Below are 15,094 nucleotides of genomic sequence, written 5' to 3' on the forward strand. Positions count from 1 at the left end.
GGTATAGCTGGTCGTTAGCCGCCTACCTTTGCTATCATGCGCGCGCTCTTTTGCGGGTAATCCCGAGTAAAGCACTAGGTCTTATACTTGACTTAAATACTCGGGAATTGCATACTCGCCCCCATTCCGAACTCCGTGGTAATTGTCCATGCGACTGACTACAAAAGGCCGATACGCCGTGACCGCAATGCTGGATCTGGCATTGCATGCGCAGCACGGGCCGGTGTCCCTGGCCGATATCTCCGAGCGCCAGGGCATCTCCCTGTCTTACCTCGAACAGCTGTTCGCCAAGCTGCGCCGCAGCAACCTGGTTTCCAGCGTTCGTGGTCCCGGTGGCGGCTACCAGCTGTCACGCGAGATGCAAGGCATCCAGGTCGCCCAGGTGATCGATGCCGTGAACGAATCGGTCGATGCGACCAAATGCCAGGGGCTGGGCGATTGCCATGGCGGCGATACATGCCTGACCCACCATCTGTGGTGTGACTTGAGCCTGCAGATCCACGAGTTTCTGAGCGGTATCAGCTTGGCCGACCTTGTAACTCGCCGTGAGGTGCAAGAAGTCGCCCAGCGTCAGGACCAGCGCCGTTGCAATGGCAAGGCGCCGCACCTGGACAAGATCGAAGCGTCCGCCGTCGAATGACCGCCGCAGAGCAAGCGGAACGCCAGCCAGCCTGATTTAGGAGAGAGTCCATGAAATTGCCGATTTACCTTGATTACTCTGCGACCACCCCGGTTGATCCGCGTGTCGCGCAAAAGATGAGTGAATGCCTGCTGGTCGACGGAAACTTCGGTAACCCGGCTTCGCGCTCCCACGTGTTTGGCTGGAAAGCCGAAGAATCGGTCGAAAACGCTCGTCGCCAGGTCGCCGACCTGGTCAACGCCGACCCGCGCGAGATCGTCTGGACCTCCGGTGCCACCGAATCCGACAACCTGGCAATCAAGGGTGTCGCGCATTTCTACCACACCAAGGGCAAGCACTTGATCACCTCCAAGATCGAGCACAAGGCTGTCCTGGACACCACGCGTCAACTGGAGCGTGAAGGCTTCGAAGTCACCTACATCGAGCCTGGTGAAGACGGCCTGATCACCCCGGCCATGGTCGAAGCCGCCCTGCGCGACGACACCATCCTGGTTTCGATCATGCACGTGAACAACGAAATCGGCACCGTCAACGACATCGCCGCCATCGGCGAGCTGACCCGTTCCAAGGGCGTCCTGTTCCACGTCGACGCGGCGCAATCCACTGGCAAGGTCGACATCGACCTGTCGAAGCTGAAAGTCGACCTGATGTCGTTCTCGGCCCACAAGACCTACGGTCCTAAAGGCATCGGCGCCCTGTACGTCAGCCGCAAGCCGCGTGTTCGCCTCGAAGCGACCATGCACGGCGGTGGTCACGAGCGCGGCATGCGTTCCGGTACCCTGGCGACCCACCAGATCGTCGGCATGGGCGAAGCGTTCCGAGTTGCCAAGGAAGACATGGCTGCCGAAAACGTGCGCATCAAGGCCTTGAGCGATCGTTTCTTCAAGCAGGTCGAGCACCTCGAAGAGCTGTACGTCAATGGCAGCATGACCGCCCGCGTCCCGCACAACCTGAACCTGAGCTTCAACTACGTTGAAGGTGAGTCGCTGATCATGGCGCTCAAGGATCTGGCCGTGTCGTCCGGTTCGGCGTGCACCTCGGCGTCGCTGGAGCCTTCGTACGTACTGCGCGCCCTGGGCCGCAACGACGAACTGGCCCACAGCTCCATCCGCTTCACCTTCGGCCGCTTCACCACCGAAGAAGAAATCGATTATGCCGCGCAGAAAGTCTGCGAGGCAGTGACCAAGCTGCGCGCACTGTCGCCGCTGTGGGACATGTACAAAGACGGCGTCGACATTTCGAAAATCGAATGGGCAGCGCACTGAGAAGTCGCCACCAGAGCGGCTCCACTGATGAGGATTGAAGCAAATGGCATATAGCGAAAAGGTCATCGACCACTACGAGAACCCGCGCAACGTCGGCAAGATGGACGCGCAGGATCCTGACGTCGGCACCGGCATGGTCGGTGCCCCGGCGTGCGGCGACGTGATGCGCCTGCAGATCAAGGTCAACGAGCAAGGCATCATCGAAGATGCCAAGTTCAAGACCTATGGCTGCGGCTCGGCCATCGCGTCCAGCTCCCTGGCTACTGAGTGGATGAAGGGCAAGACCCTCGACGAAGCCGAAACCATCAAGAACACCCAGCTGGCCGAAGAACTGGCCCTGCCGCCAGTGAAGATCCACTGCTCGGTACTCGCTGAAGACGCCATCAAGGCCGCCGTTCGCGACTACAAGCAGAAAAAAGGCTTGATCTGATCCGCGTTACGGTAAGGAGTTTCCATGGCTATCCAGATGACAGAAGCAGCAGCTAAGCATGTGCAGCGTTCTCTTGCAGGGCGCGGCAAAGGCGAGGGTATCCGGCTGGGTGTTCGCACCACGGGCTGCTCTGGCCTCGCCTACGTGCTGGAATTCGTCGACGAAGTGGGCGAAGAGGACCAGGTATTCGAAAGTCATGGTCAGAAAGTGATCATTGACCCGAAGAGCCTGACGTACCTGGACGGCACCGAGCTGGATTTCGTCAAGGAAGGGTTGAACGAAGGCTTCAAGTTCAACAACCCCAACGTGCGCGGTGAGTGTGGCTGCGGCGAAAGCTTCAACATCTGAGGCTGCTCGTGGGTACTCCTTGTCATTTTGCGTTGTTCCAGTTGCAGCCTGCTTTCCAGCTGGACCTCGATCAGTTGTCCGCGCGTTACCTGGAACTGGCCCGTGGTGTTCATCCCGACCGCTTTGCCGATGCCTCCGAGGCGGAGCAGCGGCGGGCGCTCGAACAGTCGGCGAACCTCAACGAGGCTTACCAGACGCTCAAGAACCCGGCCAAGCGCGCGCGCTACCTGCTGGCTATCAGCGGCCATGAGTTGCCGCTGGAGGTCACGGTCCATGATCCCGAGTTTCTTTTGCAGCAGATGCAATGGCGCGAAGAGCTCGAAGACCTGCAGGACAGCGCGGATCTGGCCGGTGTCGCGGTATTCAAGCGTCGCTTGAAAGACGCCCAGCAAGAACTGAACGAAGACTTCGCAGCCTGCTGGAACGATGCCGCGCAACGCGAACAGGCCGAGCGCCTGATGCGGCGCATGCAGTTCCTCGACAAGCTCACCCACGAAGTGCGCCAGTTAGAAGAGCGCCTCGACGATTAACCCAGTGCCGCTCCGGTCGCACGCCTGATTACAGATAAGTCCTGATTACGATGGCCCTACTGCAGATCGCCGAACCCGGCCAAAGTCCACAACCGCACCAGCGTCGCCTGGCTGTCGGGATCGACTTGGGTACCACCAATTCCCTGGTCGCTGCCTTGCGCAGCGGTCTTTCCGAACCGCTGGCCGACGAGCAGGGGCGGGTCATCCTGCCGTCCGCCGTGCGCTACCACGCCGATCGCGTCGAAGTAGGCGATTCGGCCAGGCTGGCCGCCGCCAGCGATCCCCTGAACACCATTGTGTCGGTCAAGCGCTTGATGGGTCGTGGTCTGTCCGACGTCAAGCAATTGGGCGAGCAGCTGCCGTACCGCTTCGTTGGCGGCGAGTCCCACATGCCGTTCATCGAGACCGTGCAGGGGCCGAAAAGCCCGGTAGAAGTGTCCGCCGACATCCTCAAAGTCCTGCGTCAGCGCGCCGAAGCGGCGTTGGGTGGCGAGCTGGTGGGCGCAGTGATTACCGTCCCGGCGTATTTCGACGACGCTCAGCGCCAAGCCACCAAGGACGCCGCCAAGCTCGCCGGCCTCAACGTGTTGCGCCTGCTCAATGAGCCGACCGCCGCTGCCGTTGCCTACGGCCTGGACCAGCACGCCGAAGGCCTGGTCGCGATTTACGACCTGGGTGGCGGTACTTTCGATATTTCGATCCTGCGCCTGACCGGCGGTGTCTTCGAAGTCCTCGCTACCGGTGGCGACAGCGCCCTGGGCGGCGACGATTTCGACCACGCGATCGCTGGCTGGATCATCGAGCAGGCCGGCCTCTCTGCCGACCTCGACCCAGGTGCCCAGCGCCATCTGCTGCAAACCGCCTGCGCGGCCAAGGAAGCCTTGACCGACGCTGCCTCCGTTGAAGTCGCTTATGGCGACTGGAGCGCCGCCCTTACCCGCGAAGCCTTCAACGCACTGATCGAACCCATGGTTGCCCGCAGCCTCAAGGCCTGCCGCCGTGCCGTGCGTGATTCCGGCGTGGAGCTTGAGGATGTGAAAGCGGTGGTCATGGTCGGTGGTTCGACCCGAGTGCCGCGGGTTCGTGAAGCCGTTGCCGAGGCCTTCGGCCGCCAGCCGCTGACCGAAATCGACCCGGACCAGGTAGTCGCCATCGGCGCCGCGATCCAGGCCGACACCCTGGCCGGCAACAAGCGCGACGGTGGCGAGCTGCTGTTGCTCGACGTAATCCCGCTGTCCCTGGGGCTGGAAACCATGGGTGGCCTGATGGAGAAGGTAATTCCGCGCAACACCACCATCCCGGTTGCCCGCGCCCAGGACTTCACCACTTATAAAGACGGCCAGTCGGCCATGATGATCCACGTGCTGCAAGGCGAGCGTGAGCTGATCAGCGACTGCCGTTCCTTGGCCCGCTTCGAATTGCGCGGCATCCCGGCCATGGTTGCCGGTGCAGCGAAGATCCGGGTGACCTTCCAGGTCGACGCCGACGGTCTGCTCAACGTCTCCGCCCGCGAGTTGGGTTCGGGCGTGGAGGCGAGCATCCAGGTCAAGCCGTCCTATGGCCTGACCGACGGTGAAATCGCCAAGATGCTCAAGGACTCGTTCCAGCACGCCAGCGACGACAAGGTCGCCCGTGTGTTGCGTGAACAGCAAGTCGACGGCCAGCGTCTGATCGAAGCCGTGCAAGCGGCCCTTGAAGCGGATGGCGACCGTTTGCTCGACGCCGAGGAACGCATGGTCATCGAGCTGCAAGTGCAGGAATTGTCCGAATTGCTCAAGGGCACCGATGGTTATGCCATCGAGCAGCAGACCAAGCGTCTGTCGCAAGTCACCGATGCCTTTGCTGCCCGCCGCCTGGACTCGACGGTGAAAGCCGCCCTGGCGGGGCGCAACCTGAATGAAATCGAGGAATAACTGATGCCGCAGGTGATTTTTCTGCCCCACGAGAAGTTCTGTCCGGAGGGCATGGTCGTAGAGGCTGAGCCCGGAATCTCCATTCTCGAGCTGGCCCATGAGCACCATATCGAGATGGAAAGTGCCTGTGGCGGCGTCTGTGCTTGCACGACCTGCCATTGCATCATTCGCGAAGGCTTCGACTCGCTGGAAGAGGCGGACGAACTGGAGGAAGACTTCCTTGATCGGGCCTGGGGACTGGAAGCGCAATCGCGCCTGGGTTGCCAGGTTATCGTCGGCACCGAAGACCTGACCGTCGAAATCCCGAAATATTCGCTTAACCATGCGGCCGAAGCGCCGCACTGATGGTGACACTGTCATGAGCTATGGTTGGAATGATGTACAGCGCATCGCAGAAGAATTGGCTGAAGCCCATGAGGGCCTCGATCCGTACTCTGTAGGTTTCGTCCGTCTGCAGCAGATGATCCTGGAGCTGCCTGGCTTCGATGCCACCTCTGGCCGAGTCGGCGAGAAGGTGTTGGAAGCGGTTCAGGAGCTCTGGGCCGCCGAATTGGACTGATCGCTTCGCAGGTTAGGCAATACCTAAGAACCCGCGTATAATTCGCGGGTTTAATTTTTCGTAAATTACCGTTTCTGGAGTTACACCATGGCTGTTCAACGTACTTTCTCCATCATCAAGCCTGACGCCGTTGCTAAAAACGTGATCGGCAAGATCGTTACCCGCTTCGAAGACGCTGGCCTGCGCGTTGTAGCTTCGAAAATGAAGCAACTGTCCAAAGCCGAAGCCGAAGGCTTCTACGCTGAGCACAGCGAGCGCGGTTTCTTCGGTGAGCTGGTTGCTTTCATGACTTCCGGTCCGGTTGTCGTTCAGGTGCTGGAAGGCGAAAACGCCATCGCTCGCAACCGTGAGCTGATGGGCGCTACCAACCCTAAAGAAGCTGCTGCCGGCACCATCCGTGCTGACTTCGCTGAATCCATCGACGCCAACGCCGTCCACGGTTCGGACTCCGAAGCTGCCGCTGCTCGCGAAATCGCTTACTTTTTCTCCGCTACTGAAGTAACCACTCGCTAAGCCCAGGCTTTTGAGTGAAGGTGAATCCATGACTACATCGAACGGCAAAACCAACCTGTTGGGCCTGACCCAGCCGGAAATGGAGAAATTCTTCGACTCGATCGGGGAGAAGCGTTTCCGTGCCGGCCAGGTGATGAAATGGATTCACCACTTTGGCGTCGACGATTTCGACGCCATGACGAATGTCGGCAAGGCCCTGCGCGAAAAGCTCAAGGCTGTTGCCGAGATTCGCGGTCCCGAAGTGGTCAGCCAGGACATCTCCAGCGACGGCACCCGTAAATGGGTAGTGCGCGTGGCTTCCGGCAGCTGCGTCGAGACCGTCTACATTCCCCAGGGCAAGCGCGGCACCTTGTGCGTTTCGTCCCAGGCAGGCTGTGCCCTGGATTGCAGTTTCTGCTCCACCGGCAAGCAAGGCTTCAACAGCAACCTCACCGCCGCCGAAGTGATCGGCCAGGTGTGGATTGCCAACAAATCCTTTGGCAGCGTCCCGGCGACCGTCGACCGTGCCATCACCAACGTGGTGATGATGGGCATGGGTGAGCCGCTGCTGAACTTCGACAACGTCGTCTCCGCCATGCACCTGATGATGGATGACCTGGGCTACGGCATTTCCAAGCGCCGCGTGACCCTGTCCACCTCCGGTGTGGTGCCGATGATCGATGAGCTGGCCAAGCACATCGACGTCTCCCTGGCGTTGTCGCTGCACGCACCCAATGACGCATTGCGTAACCAATTGGTGCCGATCAACAAGAAATATCCGCTTAAGATGCTGCTCGAGTCGTGCCAGCGCTACATGTCGTCCCTGGGCGAAAAACGCGTGCTGACCATCGAGTACACCCTGCTCAAGGACGTGAACGACAAGGTTGAACACGCGGTCGAGATGATCGAGCTGCTCAAGAACATTCCGTGCAAGATCAACCTGATCCCCTTCAACCCGTTCCCGCATTCCGGTTACGAGCGTCCGAGCAACAACGCGATTCGTCGCTTCCAGGATCAGCTCCACCACGCTGGCTTCAACGTCACCGTGCGCACCACCCGCGGCGAAGACATCGACGCCGCGTGTGGCCAATTGGTTGGACAGGTGCTGGATCGCACCCGTCGCAGCGAACGCTACATCGCCGTGCGCGAATTGAACGCCGCCGACGAAGTCGCGCAGAACGCTGCGAACAGTCACTAAGAGAGGAACTCTATGTCCCTGCGCTTCGCGCTGCTGTTGCTGTTCGCCGGACTCTGCTCCGGTTGTGTCCTGTCGGGTGACTACAACCCGATGAAGACCAGCAAAGGGCGCGACGAGGCGCGCGAAGCCTATGTGCAGTTGGGCATTGGCTACTTGCAGCAGGGCATGACCGAGCGGGCCAAGGTGCCCCTCAAGAAAGCCCTGGAACTGGACAGCTCTGACGCCGATGCCAACGCGGCGCTGGCGTTGGTGTTCCAGGCGGAGCTGGAGCCGGAACTGGCTGACGAGCATTTTCGCAAGGCGCTGTCGGCCCAGCCGCAAGATGCCCGGATCCTGAACAATTACGGCAGTTTTCTCTACGAACAGGCCCGCTACAAGGACGCCTACGAACGCTTCGAGCAAGCGGCCGCCGATACCCTTTACCCCGAGCGCTCACGGGTCTTCGAGAACCTCGGCATGACCGCCGCGAAACTCGGCCAGCGCGACCTGGCCCGCCAGCAGTTGGAAAAAGCGCTGCGGCTCAACCGCCAACAACCCCGTGCGTTGCTGGAAATGGCTGAGTTGTCCTACGAAGACAGGCATTATGTGCCCGCGCGCGACTATTACGAGCGTTTTAGCCTGCTCAGCGAGCAAAATGCACGTAGTCTATTGCTCGGCGTTCGGCTGGCACATGTGTTTGAAGATCGCGACAAGGCCGCAAGCTACGGCCTGCAACTCAAAAGACTTTATCCCGGTACGCCGGAATATCAGCAATACCTGTCGGAGCAATGATGAAAGCGGCGCATCCCGAAGTTGTAGCAGCGACTCGCGTAAATCCCGGTGAGACCCTGCGTCAAGCCCGCGAAAGCAATGGTTGGTCGCTGGCCGAAGTGGCCCTCAAGCTCAATCTCACCGTGACTTCCCTGAGCAACCTGGAAGCAGGCGCGTTCGACAAATTGCCAGGGCATACCTTTGCCCGGGGCTATATCCGCGCCTATGCCAAACTGCTTGGCATGGACCAGACCACGCTGGTCCAGCAATTCGATCAATACACCGGTTCCGATGCCCAGGGCAGCAGCGTGCACAGCCTCGGTCGTATCGAGGAGCCGGTTCGCGTTTCCCACACCATTTTGCGAATCGTCAGTCTGTTGCTGCTGATTGCGGTGATTGGTGGTGGTTTTGTCTGGTGGCAAGACCAGGCTTCCTTGCGTGGCAAGGAGCCGGTTGCCATGAACCCCGAGCACGTCGAAGTCGAAGGCGCCGACGGCACGACCCAGATCCATCCGCTGGACGAACCGGAAGACCAGGCCGTCGTCGAAGGCCAGGCCGAAGGCGAAACCGCCCTGGCCCTGCCGCAAGGCCCTGACAATGGCGAGACCGGTGCCGCCGCGGGTACCGAGTCAGCCGCTCCAACGGCTCCAGCAACTGCGCCCGCACCGACCGCGCCGGTCCAGGCTGGCAGCGCTCCGGCGGCGCCAGCAGCCCCGGCAGCTCCGGCCCCTGTCACGCCCGCGCCGACCATGGCGGCTCCAACGGTGCCGGCGGCGCCGGTTGCTCCAACCGCTCCGGCCCCCGCACCGGGCGACGGCCAGGTACAGATCCAGTTCACCGCCGATTGCTGGACGCAGATCACCGACGGCAACGGCAAGGTGTTGTTCAGTGGCCTCAAGCGCAAGGGCGACAGCACCTCAGTCAACGGCAAGCCACCGTTTGCCGTACGCCTGGGTTATGCCCGTGGCGCGCAGGTCAGCTACAACGGCCAGCCGGTCGATGTGGCTCCGTTCACCAGTGGCGAGACCGCTCGCCTGAAATTGGGTCAATAAGTCATGCACGGCGAATCTCCAATCAAGCGTCGCGAGTCCCGGAAAATCTGGGTCGGTAACGTGCCCGTGGGCGGCGATGCGCCAATCGCTGTGCAGAGCATGACCAACAGCGACACCAATGACGTGGCCGCCACGGTCGCGCAGATCAACCGCTTGGAAGCCGCCGGCGTCGACATCGTGCGCGTGTCCGTGCCGGATATGGACGCCGCCGAGGCATTCGGCAAGATCAAGCAACTGGTCAAGGTCCCCTTGGTGGCCGATATCCACTTCGACTACCGCATCGCCCTGCGCGTGGCCGAATTGGGCGTCGATTGCCTGCGCATCAACCCCGGCAACATCGGTCGCGAAGACCGTGTGCGGGCCGTGGTGGATGCCGCCCGTGATCGCGGCATTCCGATCCGCATCGGCGTCAACGCTGGCTCCCTGGAAAAAGACCTGCAGAAAAAATACGGCGAACCGACCCCAGCCGCGCTGGTGGAGTCGGCCCTGCGCCATGTGGAGCACCTCGAACGCCTGAATTTCCAGGACTTCAAGGTCAGCGTAAAGGCGTCCGACGTGTTCATGGCCGTCGAAGCCTACCGCCTGCTGGCCAAGGAAATCGTCCAGCCGCTGCACCTGGGCATCACCGAAGCCGGTGGGTTGCGTTCGGGTACGGTGAAATCCGCCGTCGGCCTCGGTATGCTGCTCGCCGAAGGGATTGGCGATACCATCCGCATCTCGCTGGCGGCTGACCCGGTCGAGGAAGTGAAAGTCGGCTACGACATCCTCAAGTCCCTGCACCTGCGTTCGCGCGGCATCAACTTCATCGCCTGCCCGAGCTGCTCGCGGCAGAACTTCGATGTGGTCAAGACCATGAACGAGCTGGAAGGGCGCCTTGAAGATTTGCTGGTGCCGCTGGATGTCGCGGTGATCGGCTGCGTGGTCAACGGGCCTGGCGAAGCCAAGGAGGCCCATATCGGCCTCACTGGCGGTACACCGAACCTGATTTACATCGATGGCAAGCCGTCGCAGAAACTGACGAATGACAATCTGGTGGATGAGCTGGAAAAGCTGATCCGCCAGAAAGCGGCCGAAAAGGTCGAAGCCGACGCAGCGGTCATCGCGCGCGGTTAAGTCGCAAGATTAAGGAATACATGTGAGCAAGTCTCTGCAAGCCATTCGTGGCATGAACGACATCCTGCCCGAACAGACGCCCCTGTGGCGCTATTTCGAGGGCACCGTGGCGCGTTTGCTGGATAACTACGGTTATCGGCAGATCCGCATGCCGATCGTCGAGTTCACCGAGCTGTTCAAGCGCTCCATCGGTGAAGTGACCGACATCGTCGAAAAAGAGATGTACACCTTCGACGACCGCAACGGCGACTCCCTGACCTTGCGGCCCGAAGGCACGGCGGCATGCGTGCGTGCAGTGCTCGAGCATGGCATCACCGGCGGCGGCCAAGTGCAGAAACTCTGGTACGTCGGCCCGATGTTCCGCCACGAGCGTCCGCAGAAAGGCCGGTACCGCCAGTTCCACCAGATTGGTCTTGAGGTGTTCAACCTCGAAGGGCCGGACATCGACGCCGAATTGATCGTCATGACCTGGCGCCTGTGGGGCGAGCTGGGGCTGCGCGACGCAGTCAAGCTTGAGCTCAACAGTCTGGGCACCAGCGAGTCCCGTGGCCGCTATCGCGAAGCGCTGGTGGAGTTTCTGTCCGCGCACATCGACAAGCTCGACGAAGACAGCCAGCGCCGCCTCAAGACCAACCCGCTGCGCGTGCTGGACACCAAGAACCCGGAAACCCAAGCGATCCTGGTGGACGCGCCGAAAATGGCCGACTACCTCGACGACGAGTCCCGGGCGCATTTCGAAGGGCTGAAGGCACGCCTGGACGCCGTTGGCATTCCTTATGTGATCAACCCCAAGTTGGTCCGGGGCCTGGATTACTACAGCAAGACCGTCTTCGAGTGGGTCACCGACAAGCTCGGCGCCCAGGGCACCGTGTGTGCCGGTGGTCGCTACGACGGGCTGGTGGAGCAGATGGGCGGCAAGCCGACCCCGGGCGTGGGCTTTGCCATGGGCATCGAACGTTTGGTACTGATGCTTGAAGCTCTGGATAAAGTGCCTGAAGAGCTTTCCCGCCAGGTCGACGTATACCTGTGCGCCTTTGGCGAGGCCGCCGAACTGGCCGCCTTGTCGTTGAGCGAGCGGATCCGTGACCAGCTACCCAACCTGCGCTTGCAGATCAATGCCGGCGCCGGCAGCTTCAAGAGCCAATTCAAGAAGGCCGACAAGAGCGGTGCGCTGTACGCATTGATCCTCGGCGACGACGAACTGGCCCAACAAGTGGTAGGTTTCAAACCCCTGCGTGGCCAGGGCGAACAACAAAGCATTGCCTGGGATGCGCTTGCCGCGCACCTGGCCACCTGCGTCGTGCAGGGTTGAAGCTGTCAAACAGCCGATTTAGCGATTAAGGAGTATTGGGGTGTCGAGTACCGAAGATGAACAGCTGGCGGATTTGAAGGACTGGTGGACGCGCAATGGCAAGCCGCTGGTCACTGGCGGCCTGTTGGCGCTGGTCATCGTGTTCGGCTGGCAGGCCTACCAGAAATACCAGAGCAACCAGTCGCAAGGCGCCTCGATGCTCTACCAGCAATTGCTGGAAACCACCCTGACCCCGGACGGCAAGCCTGACGCGGCCCGCGTGGCGGACCTGGCCGGCAAGCTCAACAAAGAGTTCGGCGGCACCGCCTATGCCCAGTACGGCAGCCTCTTCGTGGCCAAGGTCGCGGTGGACAGTGGCAAGCTGGACGATGCGGCCACCGAGCTGAAAGCGATCGTCGACAAGCCGGCCAACCCGACCCTGGGCGAAGTGGCGCGTCAGCGCCTGGCACAGGTGCTGGCGGCACAGAACAAGGCTGAAGATGCATTGAAGCTGCTCGACGGCGACGCCGACAAGGCGTTCCTGGCGACTCGCGAAGAACTCAAGGGCGACCTGCTGGTACAGCTGGGTCGTGCCGATGAGGCCCATGCGGCCTACCAAAAAGCCAAGGCTGCGCTGTCGGATGAAGCCGCGGTCGGTGGCCTGCAAATCAAGCTGGACGACCTGGCCAAAGGGGATGCGTGACGTGATCCGTTGGAAACATGCAGCATTGCTGACCCTGGCCATTCTGGCCGCGGGTTGCAGCAGCAACAGCAAGAAAGAACTGCCTCCGGCCGAACTGACCGACTTCAAAGAAGAAGTCGTGCTGCAGAAGCAATGGAGCCGCTCCATCGGTGACGGCCAGGGTGAAACCTACAATATGCTGGTGCCGGCCATCGACGGCGACACCATCTATGCCGGCGACGTTACTGGCGTCGTCATGGCCATGGATCGCACGAACGGCGACGTGAAGTGGGAAAAAGATCTCGAGCTGCCTGTGTCCGGCGCCGTTGGCGTGGGTTACGGGCTGGTCATGATCGGCACGCTCAAGGGCGAGATCGTCGCCCTTGACGCGAGCAGCGGCGAAGAGAAATGGCGCGCCCGCGTGACCAGTGAAGTCCTCGCGCCGCCTGCCACCAACGGTGATGTGGTCGTGGTCCAGACCCAGGACGACCGTCTGATCGGCCTGGACGCCGCCACCGGCGACCAGCGCTGGTTGTATGACAGTACCCCGGCGGTCCTGACCCTGCGCGGCACCAGCGCACCGATCGTTACCAACCGCCTCGCGGTGGCTGGCCTGTCGACCGGTAAAGTCGTGGCCCTGGACATTTCCAATGGCGTGCCGGTCTGGGAGCAGCGTGTAGCGATCCCTCAAGGCCGTTCGGAACTGGAACGCGTGGTCGACATCGATGGCGGCTTGCTGCTGTCCGGCGGTACGCTGTACGTCGCCAGCTACCAGGGCCGCGTCGCGGCGCTCGACCTGGAAACCGGTCGTCCGTTGTGGCAGCGCGATGCGTCCAGCTACGCCGGTGTCGCCCAAGGCTTTGGCAGCGTCTACGTAAGCCTGTCCTCGGGCACCGTCGAAGGCGTCGACGAGCGTTCCACCACCGCATTGTGGAGCAACGATTCCCTGGCCCGTCGTCAACTGTCGGCCCCGGAAGTTTTCTCCAGCTACGTTGCAGTGGGTGACCTGGAAGGTTACCTGCACCTGCTCAGCCAGGTGGACGGTCGTTTCGTCGGCCGTGAGCGCATCGACAGCGACGGCCTGCGTGCCCGTCCGCTGGTGGTGGGCAGCATGATCTATGTGTATGGCAACAGCGGCAAACTGGAAGCCCTGACCATCAAGTAAGACTATGCTTGGGGCTTATCCCCCAAGCGGCCTTGTTCGCGAGGCTTGCAGTGCTTGCACAGGCTGCCCCGAGCACCAGCCGCTGCCTCGCAGCGGCTTTTGTATTTTCTGGAAATAACGAAGTGGAGAGCCGCATGGTTCCCGTAATCGCCCTGGTGGGCCGACCGAACGTCGGCAAGTCCACCTTGTTCAACCGCCTGACCAGGACTCGCGACGCCATCGTTGGCGACTTGTCCGGTCTGACCCGTGATCGCCAATACGGTGAGGCCAAGTGGCAAGGGCGTACCTATATTCTGGTCGACACCGGCGGCATCTCCGGTGATGAACACGGCATGGATGAAAAAATGGCCGAGCAGTCGCTGCTCGCCATCGAAGAAGCGGATGTGGTGCTGTTCCTGGTAGACGCCAAGGCCGGTTTTACCGCCGCCGACCAGATGATCGCCGAGCATTTGCGCAAGCGTAACAAGCGTTCTTACGTGGTCGCCAACAAGGTCGACAACATCGACCCGGACATGGCCCGCGCCGAGTTTGCACCGTTGGGCATGGGCCAGGCGATCCCGATCGCCGGCGCTCACGGCCGTGGCATCACCCAGATGCTGGAAATCGCCCTTGAGAGTTTCCCCAAGGACGATGAAGACGAGCCGGAAGAAGGCGAGGAAGAAGTCGTTGCCGAAGGCGAGGAAGCCAAGCGCATTCCGGGCCCGAGCGAAAAAGACGGGATCAAGATCGCAATCATCGGCCGCCCGAACGTGGGCAAGTCGACCCTGGTCAACCGCATGCTCGGCGAAGACCGGGTCATTGTGTACGACCAGCCCGGCACCACCCGCGACAGCATCTATATTCCCTTCGAGCGTAACGAAGAGAAATACACGCTGATCGACACCGCCGGTGTGCGCAAGCGCGGCAAGATCCACGAGGAAGTCGAGAAGTTCTCCGTGGTCAAGACGCTGCAGGCGATCAAGGACGCCAACGTGGTGATCTTCGTGATGGACGCCCGCGAAGGCGTGGTGGATCACGACTTGAACCTGCTGGGCTTTGCCCTCGAAGCCGGTCGTGCGCTGGTCATCGCGATCAACAAGTGGGACGGCATGACGCCGAGCGAGCGCGACTTTGTGAAAGTCGAACTCCAGCGTCGGTTGTTCTTCGTCGACTTCGCCGACATCCACTTCATCTCGGCCCTGCACGGCACGGGCGTGGGCAACCTCTACGCTTCGGTGCAGAACTCGTTCAAGTCGGCGGTTACCCGCTGGCCGACCAACCGCCTGACCCAGATCCTCGAAGATGCGGTCGGCGAGCACGCGCCACCGATGGTCAACAACCGTCGGATCAAGCTGCGCTACGCCCACTTGGGCGGTGCCAACCCGCCGATTATCGTGATCCACGGTAACCAGATCGAAAAGGTGCCCAAGTCGTACGTTCGATACTTGGAGAACACCTATCGCCGAGTCCTGAAGCTGGTCGGCACGCCGATCCGCATCGAGTTCAAGGGCGGTGAGAACCCGTACGAAGGCAACAAGAACACGCTCACCGACCGCCAGGTCAACAAGAAGCGCCGCTTGATGTCGCACCACAAGAAGGCCGACAAGAAGCGCCGCGACAAGCGCTGAATCAGGTTTGCTCAGGACCGCTCTGTGGCGAGGGAGCTTGCTCCCGCTGGGCTGCGCAG

17 protein-coding genes are annotated in these 15,094 nt (G+C 61.2%); all 17 read left to right on the forward strand.

Annotation, left to right across the window (positions count from 1 at the left end):
• Positions 1–148 precede the first annotated feature (148 nt).
• A complete protein-coding gene (gene iscR, locus J3P81_RS04885; RefSeq protein ID WP_030139599.1) occupies positions 149–640 on the forward strand; it encodes a Fe-S cluster assembly transcriptional regulator IscR in 492 nt (163 codons plus the stop codon).
• A gap of 50 nt (positions 641–690) precedes the next feature.
• Positions 691–1,905, forward strand: a complete 1,215-nt coding sequence (locus J3P81_RS04890) for an IscS subfamily cysteine desulfurase (RefSeq protein ID WP_030139598.1) — start codon at positions 691–693, stop codon at positions 1,903–1,905.
• A 43-nt stretch (positions 1,906–1,948) separates the two neighbouring features.
• The gene (gene iscU / locus J3P81_RS04895) at positions 1,949–2,335 is read left to right on the forward strand and encodes a Fe-S cluster assembly scaffold IscU (protein ID WP_003185157.1); all 387 of its coding nucleotides are present in this window, start codon (positions 1,949–1,951) and stop codon (positions 2,333–2,335) included.
• A gap of 24 nt (positions 2,336–2,359) precedes the next feature.
• Positions 2,360–2,683 carry an iron-sulfur cluster assembly protein IscA gene (iscA, locus tag J3P81_RS04900; protein ID WP_420764149.1) on the forward strand — a complete coding sequence of 108 codons (324 nt, stop codon included), beginning with the start codon at positions 2,360–2,362 and terminating at the stop codon, positions 2,681–2,683.
• An 8-nt stretch (positions 2,684–2,691) separates the two neighbouring features.
• A complete protein-coding gene (gene hscB, locus J3P81_RS04905; RefSeq protein WP_420764150.1) occupies positions 2,692–3,213 on the forward strand; it encodes a co-chaperone HscB in 522 nt (173 codons plus the stop codon).
• Positions 3,214–3,263: 50 nt separating this feature from the next.
• A complete protein-coding gene (hscA, locus tag J3P81_RS04910; RefSeq protein WP_434562429.1) occupies positions 3,264–5,126 on the forward strand; it encodes a Fe-S protein assembly chaperone HscA in 1,863 nt (620 codons plus the stop codon).
• A 3-nt stretch (positions 5,127–5,129) separates the two neighbouring features.
• Positions 5,130–5,471, forward strand: a complete 342-nt coding sequence (gene fdx, locus J3P81_RS04915; RefSeq protein WP_420764152.1) for an ISC system 2Fe-2S type ferredoxin — start codon at positions 5,130–5,132, stop codon at positions 5,469–5,471.
• Between the two features lie 13 nt (positions 5,472–5,484).
• A complete protein-coding gene (gene iscX / locus J3P81_RS04920) occupies positions 5,485–5,685 on the forward strand; it encodes a Fe-S cluster assembly protein IscX (protein WP_305498989.1) in 201 nt (66 codons plus the stop codon).
• Positions 5,686–5,772: 87 nt separating this feature from the next.
• Positions 5,773–6,198 (forward strand): nucleoside-diphosphate kinase, encoded by a 426-nt coding sequence (ndk, locus tag J3P81_RS04925; protein WP_042727994.1) that lies wholly within the window; start codon positions 5,773–5,775, stop codon positions 6,196–6,198.
• Between the two features lie 28 nt (positions 6,199–6,226).
• Positions 6,227–7,375, forward strand: coding sequence for a 23S rRNA (adenine(2503)-C(2))-methyltransferase RlmN (gene rlmN / locus J3P81_RS04930; RefSeq protein ID WP_420764153.1), 1,149 nt, complete (start codon positions 6,227–6,229; stop codon positions 7,373–7,375).
• Positions 7,376–7,387: 12 nt separating this feature from the next.
• Positions 7,388–8,146, forward strand: coding sequence for a type IV pilus biogenesis/stability protein PilW (pilW, locus tag J3P81_RS04935; RefSeq protein ID WP_434562431.1), 759 nt, complete (start codon positions 7,388–7,390; stop codon positions 8,144–8,146).
• Complete coding sequence (locus J3P81_RS04940) at positions 8,146–9,177, forward strand: RodZ domain-containing protein (RefSeq protein WP_434562433.1); 1,032 nt, start codon at positions 8,146–8,148, stop codon at positions 9,175–9,177. Before pilW ends, J3P81_RS04940 begins: the two co-directional genes overlap by 1 nt.
• 3 nt (positions 9,178–9,180) lie before the next feature.
• Positions 9,181–10,290 carry a flavodoxin-dependent (E)-4-hydroxy-3-methylbut-2-enyl-diphosphate synthase gene (gene ispG / locus J3P81_RS04945; RefSeq protein WP_325717643.1) on the forward strand — a complete coding sequence of 370 codons (1,110 nt, stop codon included), beginning with the start codon at positions 9,181–9,183 and terminating at the stop codon, positions 10,288–10,290.
• Positions 10,291–10,312: 22 nt separating this feature from the next.
• Complete coding sequence (gene hisS, locus J3P81_RS04950) at positions 10,313–11,602, forward strand: histidine--tRNA ligase (RefSeq protein WP_434562435.1); 1,290 nt, start codon at positions 10,313–10,315, stop codon at positions 11,600–11,602.
• A 40-nt stretch (positions 11,603–11,642) separates the two neighbouring features.
• The gene (locus J3P81_RS04955) at positions 11,643–12,284 is read left to right on the forward strand and encodes a tetratricopeptide repeat protein (RefSeq protein ID WP_039592112.1); all 642 of its coding nucleotides are present in this window, start codon (positions 11,643–11,645) and stop codon (positions 12,282–12,284) included.
• Positions 12,277–13,428, forward strand: a complete 1,152-nt coding sequence (gene bamB, locus J3P81_RS04960; protein WP_420764157.1) for an outer membrane protein assembly factor BamB — start codon at positions 12,277–12,279, stop codon at positions 13,426–13,428. The genes J3P81_RS04955 and bamB overlap by 8 nt, the downstream gene beginning before the upstream one ends.
• Before the next feature lie 134 nt (positions 13,429–13,562).
• Entirely contained in the window at positions 13,563–15,035 is a 1,473-nt protein-coding gene (der, locus tag J3P81_RS04965; RefSeq protein WP_045155133.1) for a ribosome biogenesis GTPase Der, read from the forward strand.
• Positions 15,036–15,094: the final 59 nt, after the last annotated feature.

It is taken from the genome of Pseudomonas sp. R1-6 (assembly GCF_051132115.1).
Taxonomy (GTDB): Bacteria; Pseudomonadota; Gammaproteobacteria; order Pseudomonadales; family Pseudomonadaceae; genus Aquipseudomonas.

Coding starts and splice junctions, on each gene's coding strand:
- iscX (WP_305498989.1), top strand. CDS start 5,485: ATGAGCTATGGTTGGAATGATGTACAGCGCATCGCAGAAGAATTGGCT.
- der (WP_045155133.1), top strand. CDS start 13,563: ATGGTTCCCGTAATCGCCCTGGTGGGCCGACCGAACGTCGGCAAGTCC.
- rlmN (WP_420764153.1), top strand. CDS start 6,227: ATGACTACATCGAACGGCAAAACCAACCTGTTGGGCCTGACCCAGCCG.
- J3P81_RS04940 (WP_434562433.1), top strand. CDS start 8,146: ATGAAAGCGGCGCATCCCGAAGTTGTAGCAGCGACTCGCGTAAATCCC.
- J3P81_RS04890 (WP_030139598.1), top strand. CDS start 691: ATGAAATTGCCGATTTACCTTGATTACTCTGCGACCACCCCGGTTGAT.
- iscA (WP_420764149.1), top strand. CDS start 2,360: ATGGCTATCCAGATGACAGAAGCAGCAGCTAAGCATGTGCAGCGTTCT.
- bamB (WP_420764157.1), top strand. CDS start 12,277: ATGCGTGACGTGATCCGTTGGAAACATGCAGCATTGCTGACCCTGGCC.
- iscU (WP_003185157.1), top strand. CDS start 1,949: ATGGCATATAGCGAAAAGGTCATCGACCACTACGAGAACCCGCGCAAC.
- iscR (WP_030139599.1), top strand. CDS start 149: ATGCGACTGACTACAAAAGGCCGATACGCCGTGACCGCAATGCTGGAT.
- hscA (WP_434562429.1), top strand. CDS start 3,264: ATGGCCCTACTGCAGATCGCCGAACCCGGCCAAAGTCCACAACCGCAC.
- fdx (WP_420764152.1), top strand. CDS start 5,130: ATGCCGCAGGTGATTTTTCTGCCCCACGAGAAGTTCTGTCCGGAGGGC.
- ndk (WP_042727994.1), top strand. CDS start 5,773: ATGGCTGTTCAACGTACTTTCTCCATCATCAAGCCTGACGCCGTTGCT.
- pilW (WP_434562431.1), top strand. CDS start 7,388: ATGTCCCTGCGCTTCGCGCTGCTGTTGCTGTTCGCCGGACTCTGCTCC.
- ispG (WP_325717643.1), top strand. CDS start 9,181: ATGCACGGCGAATCTCCAATCAAGCGTCGCGAGTCCCGGAAAATCTGG.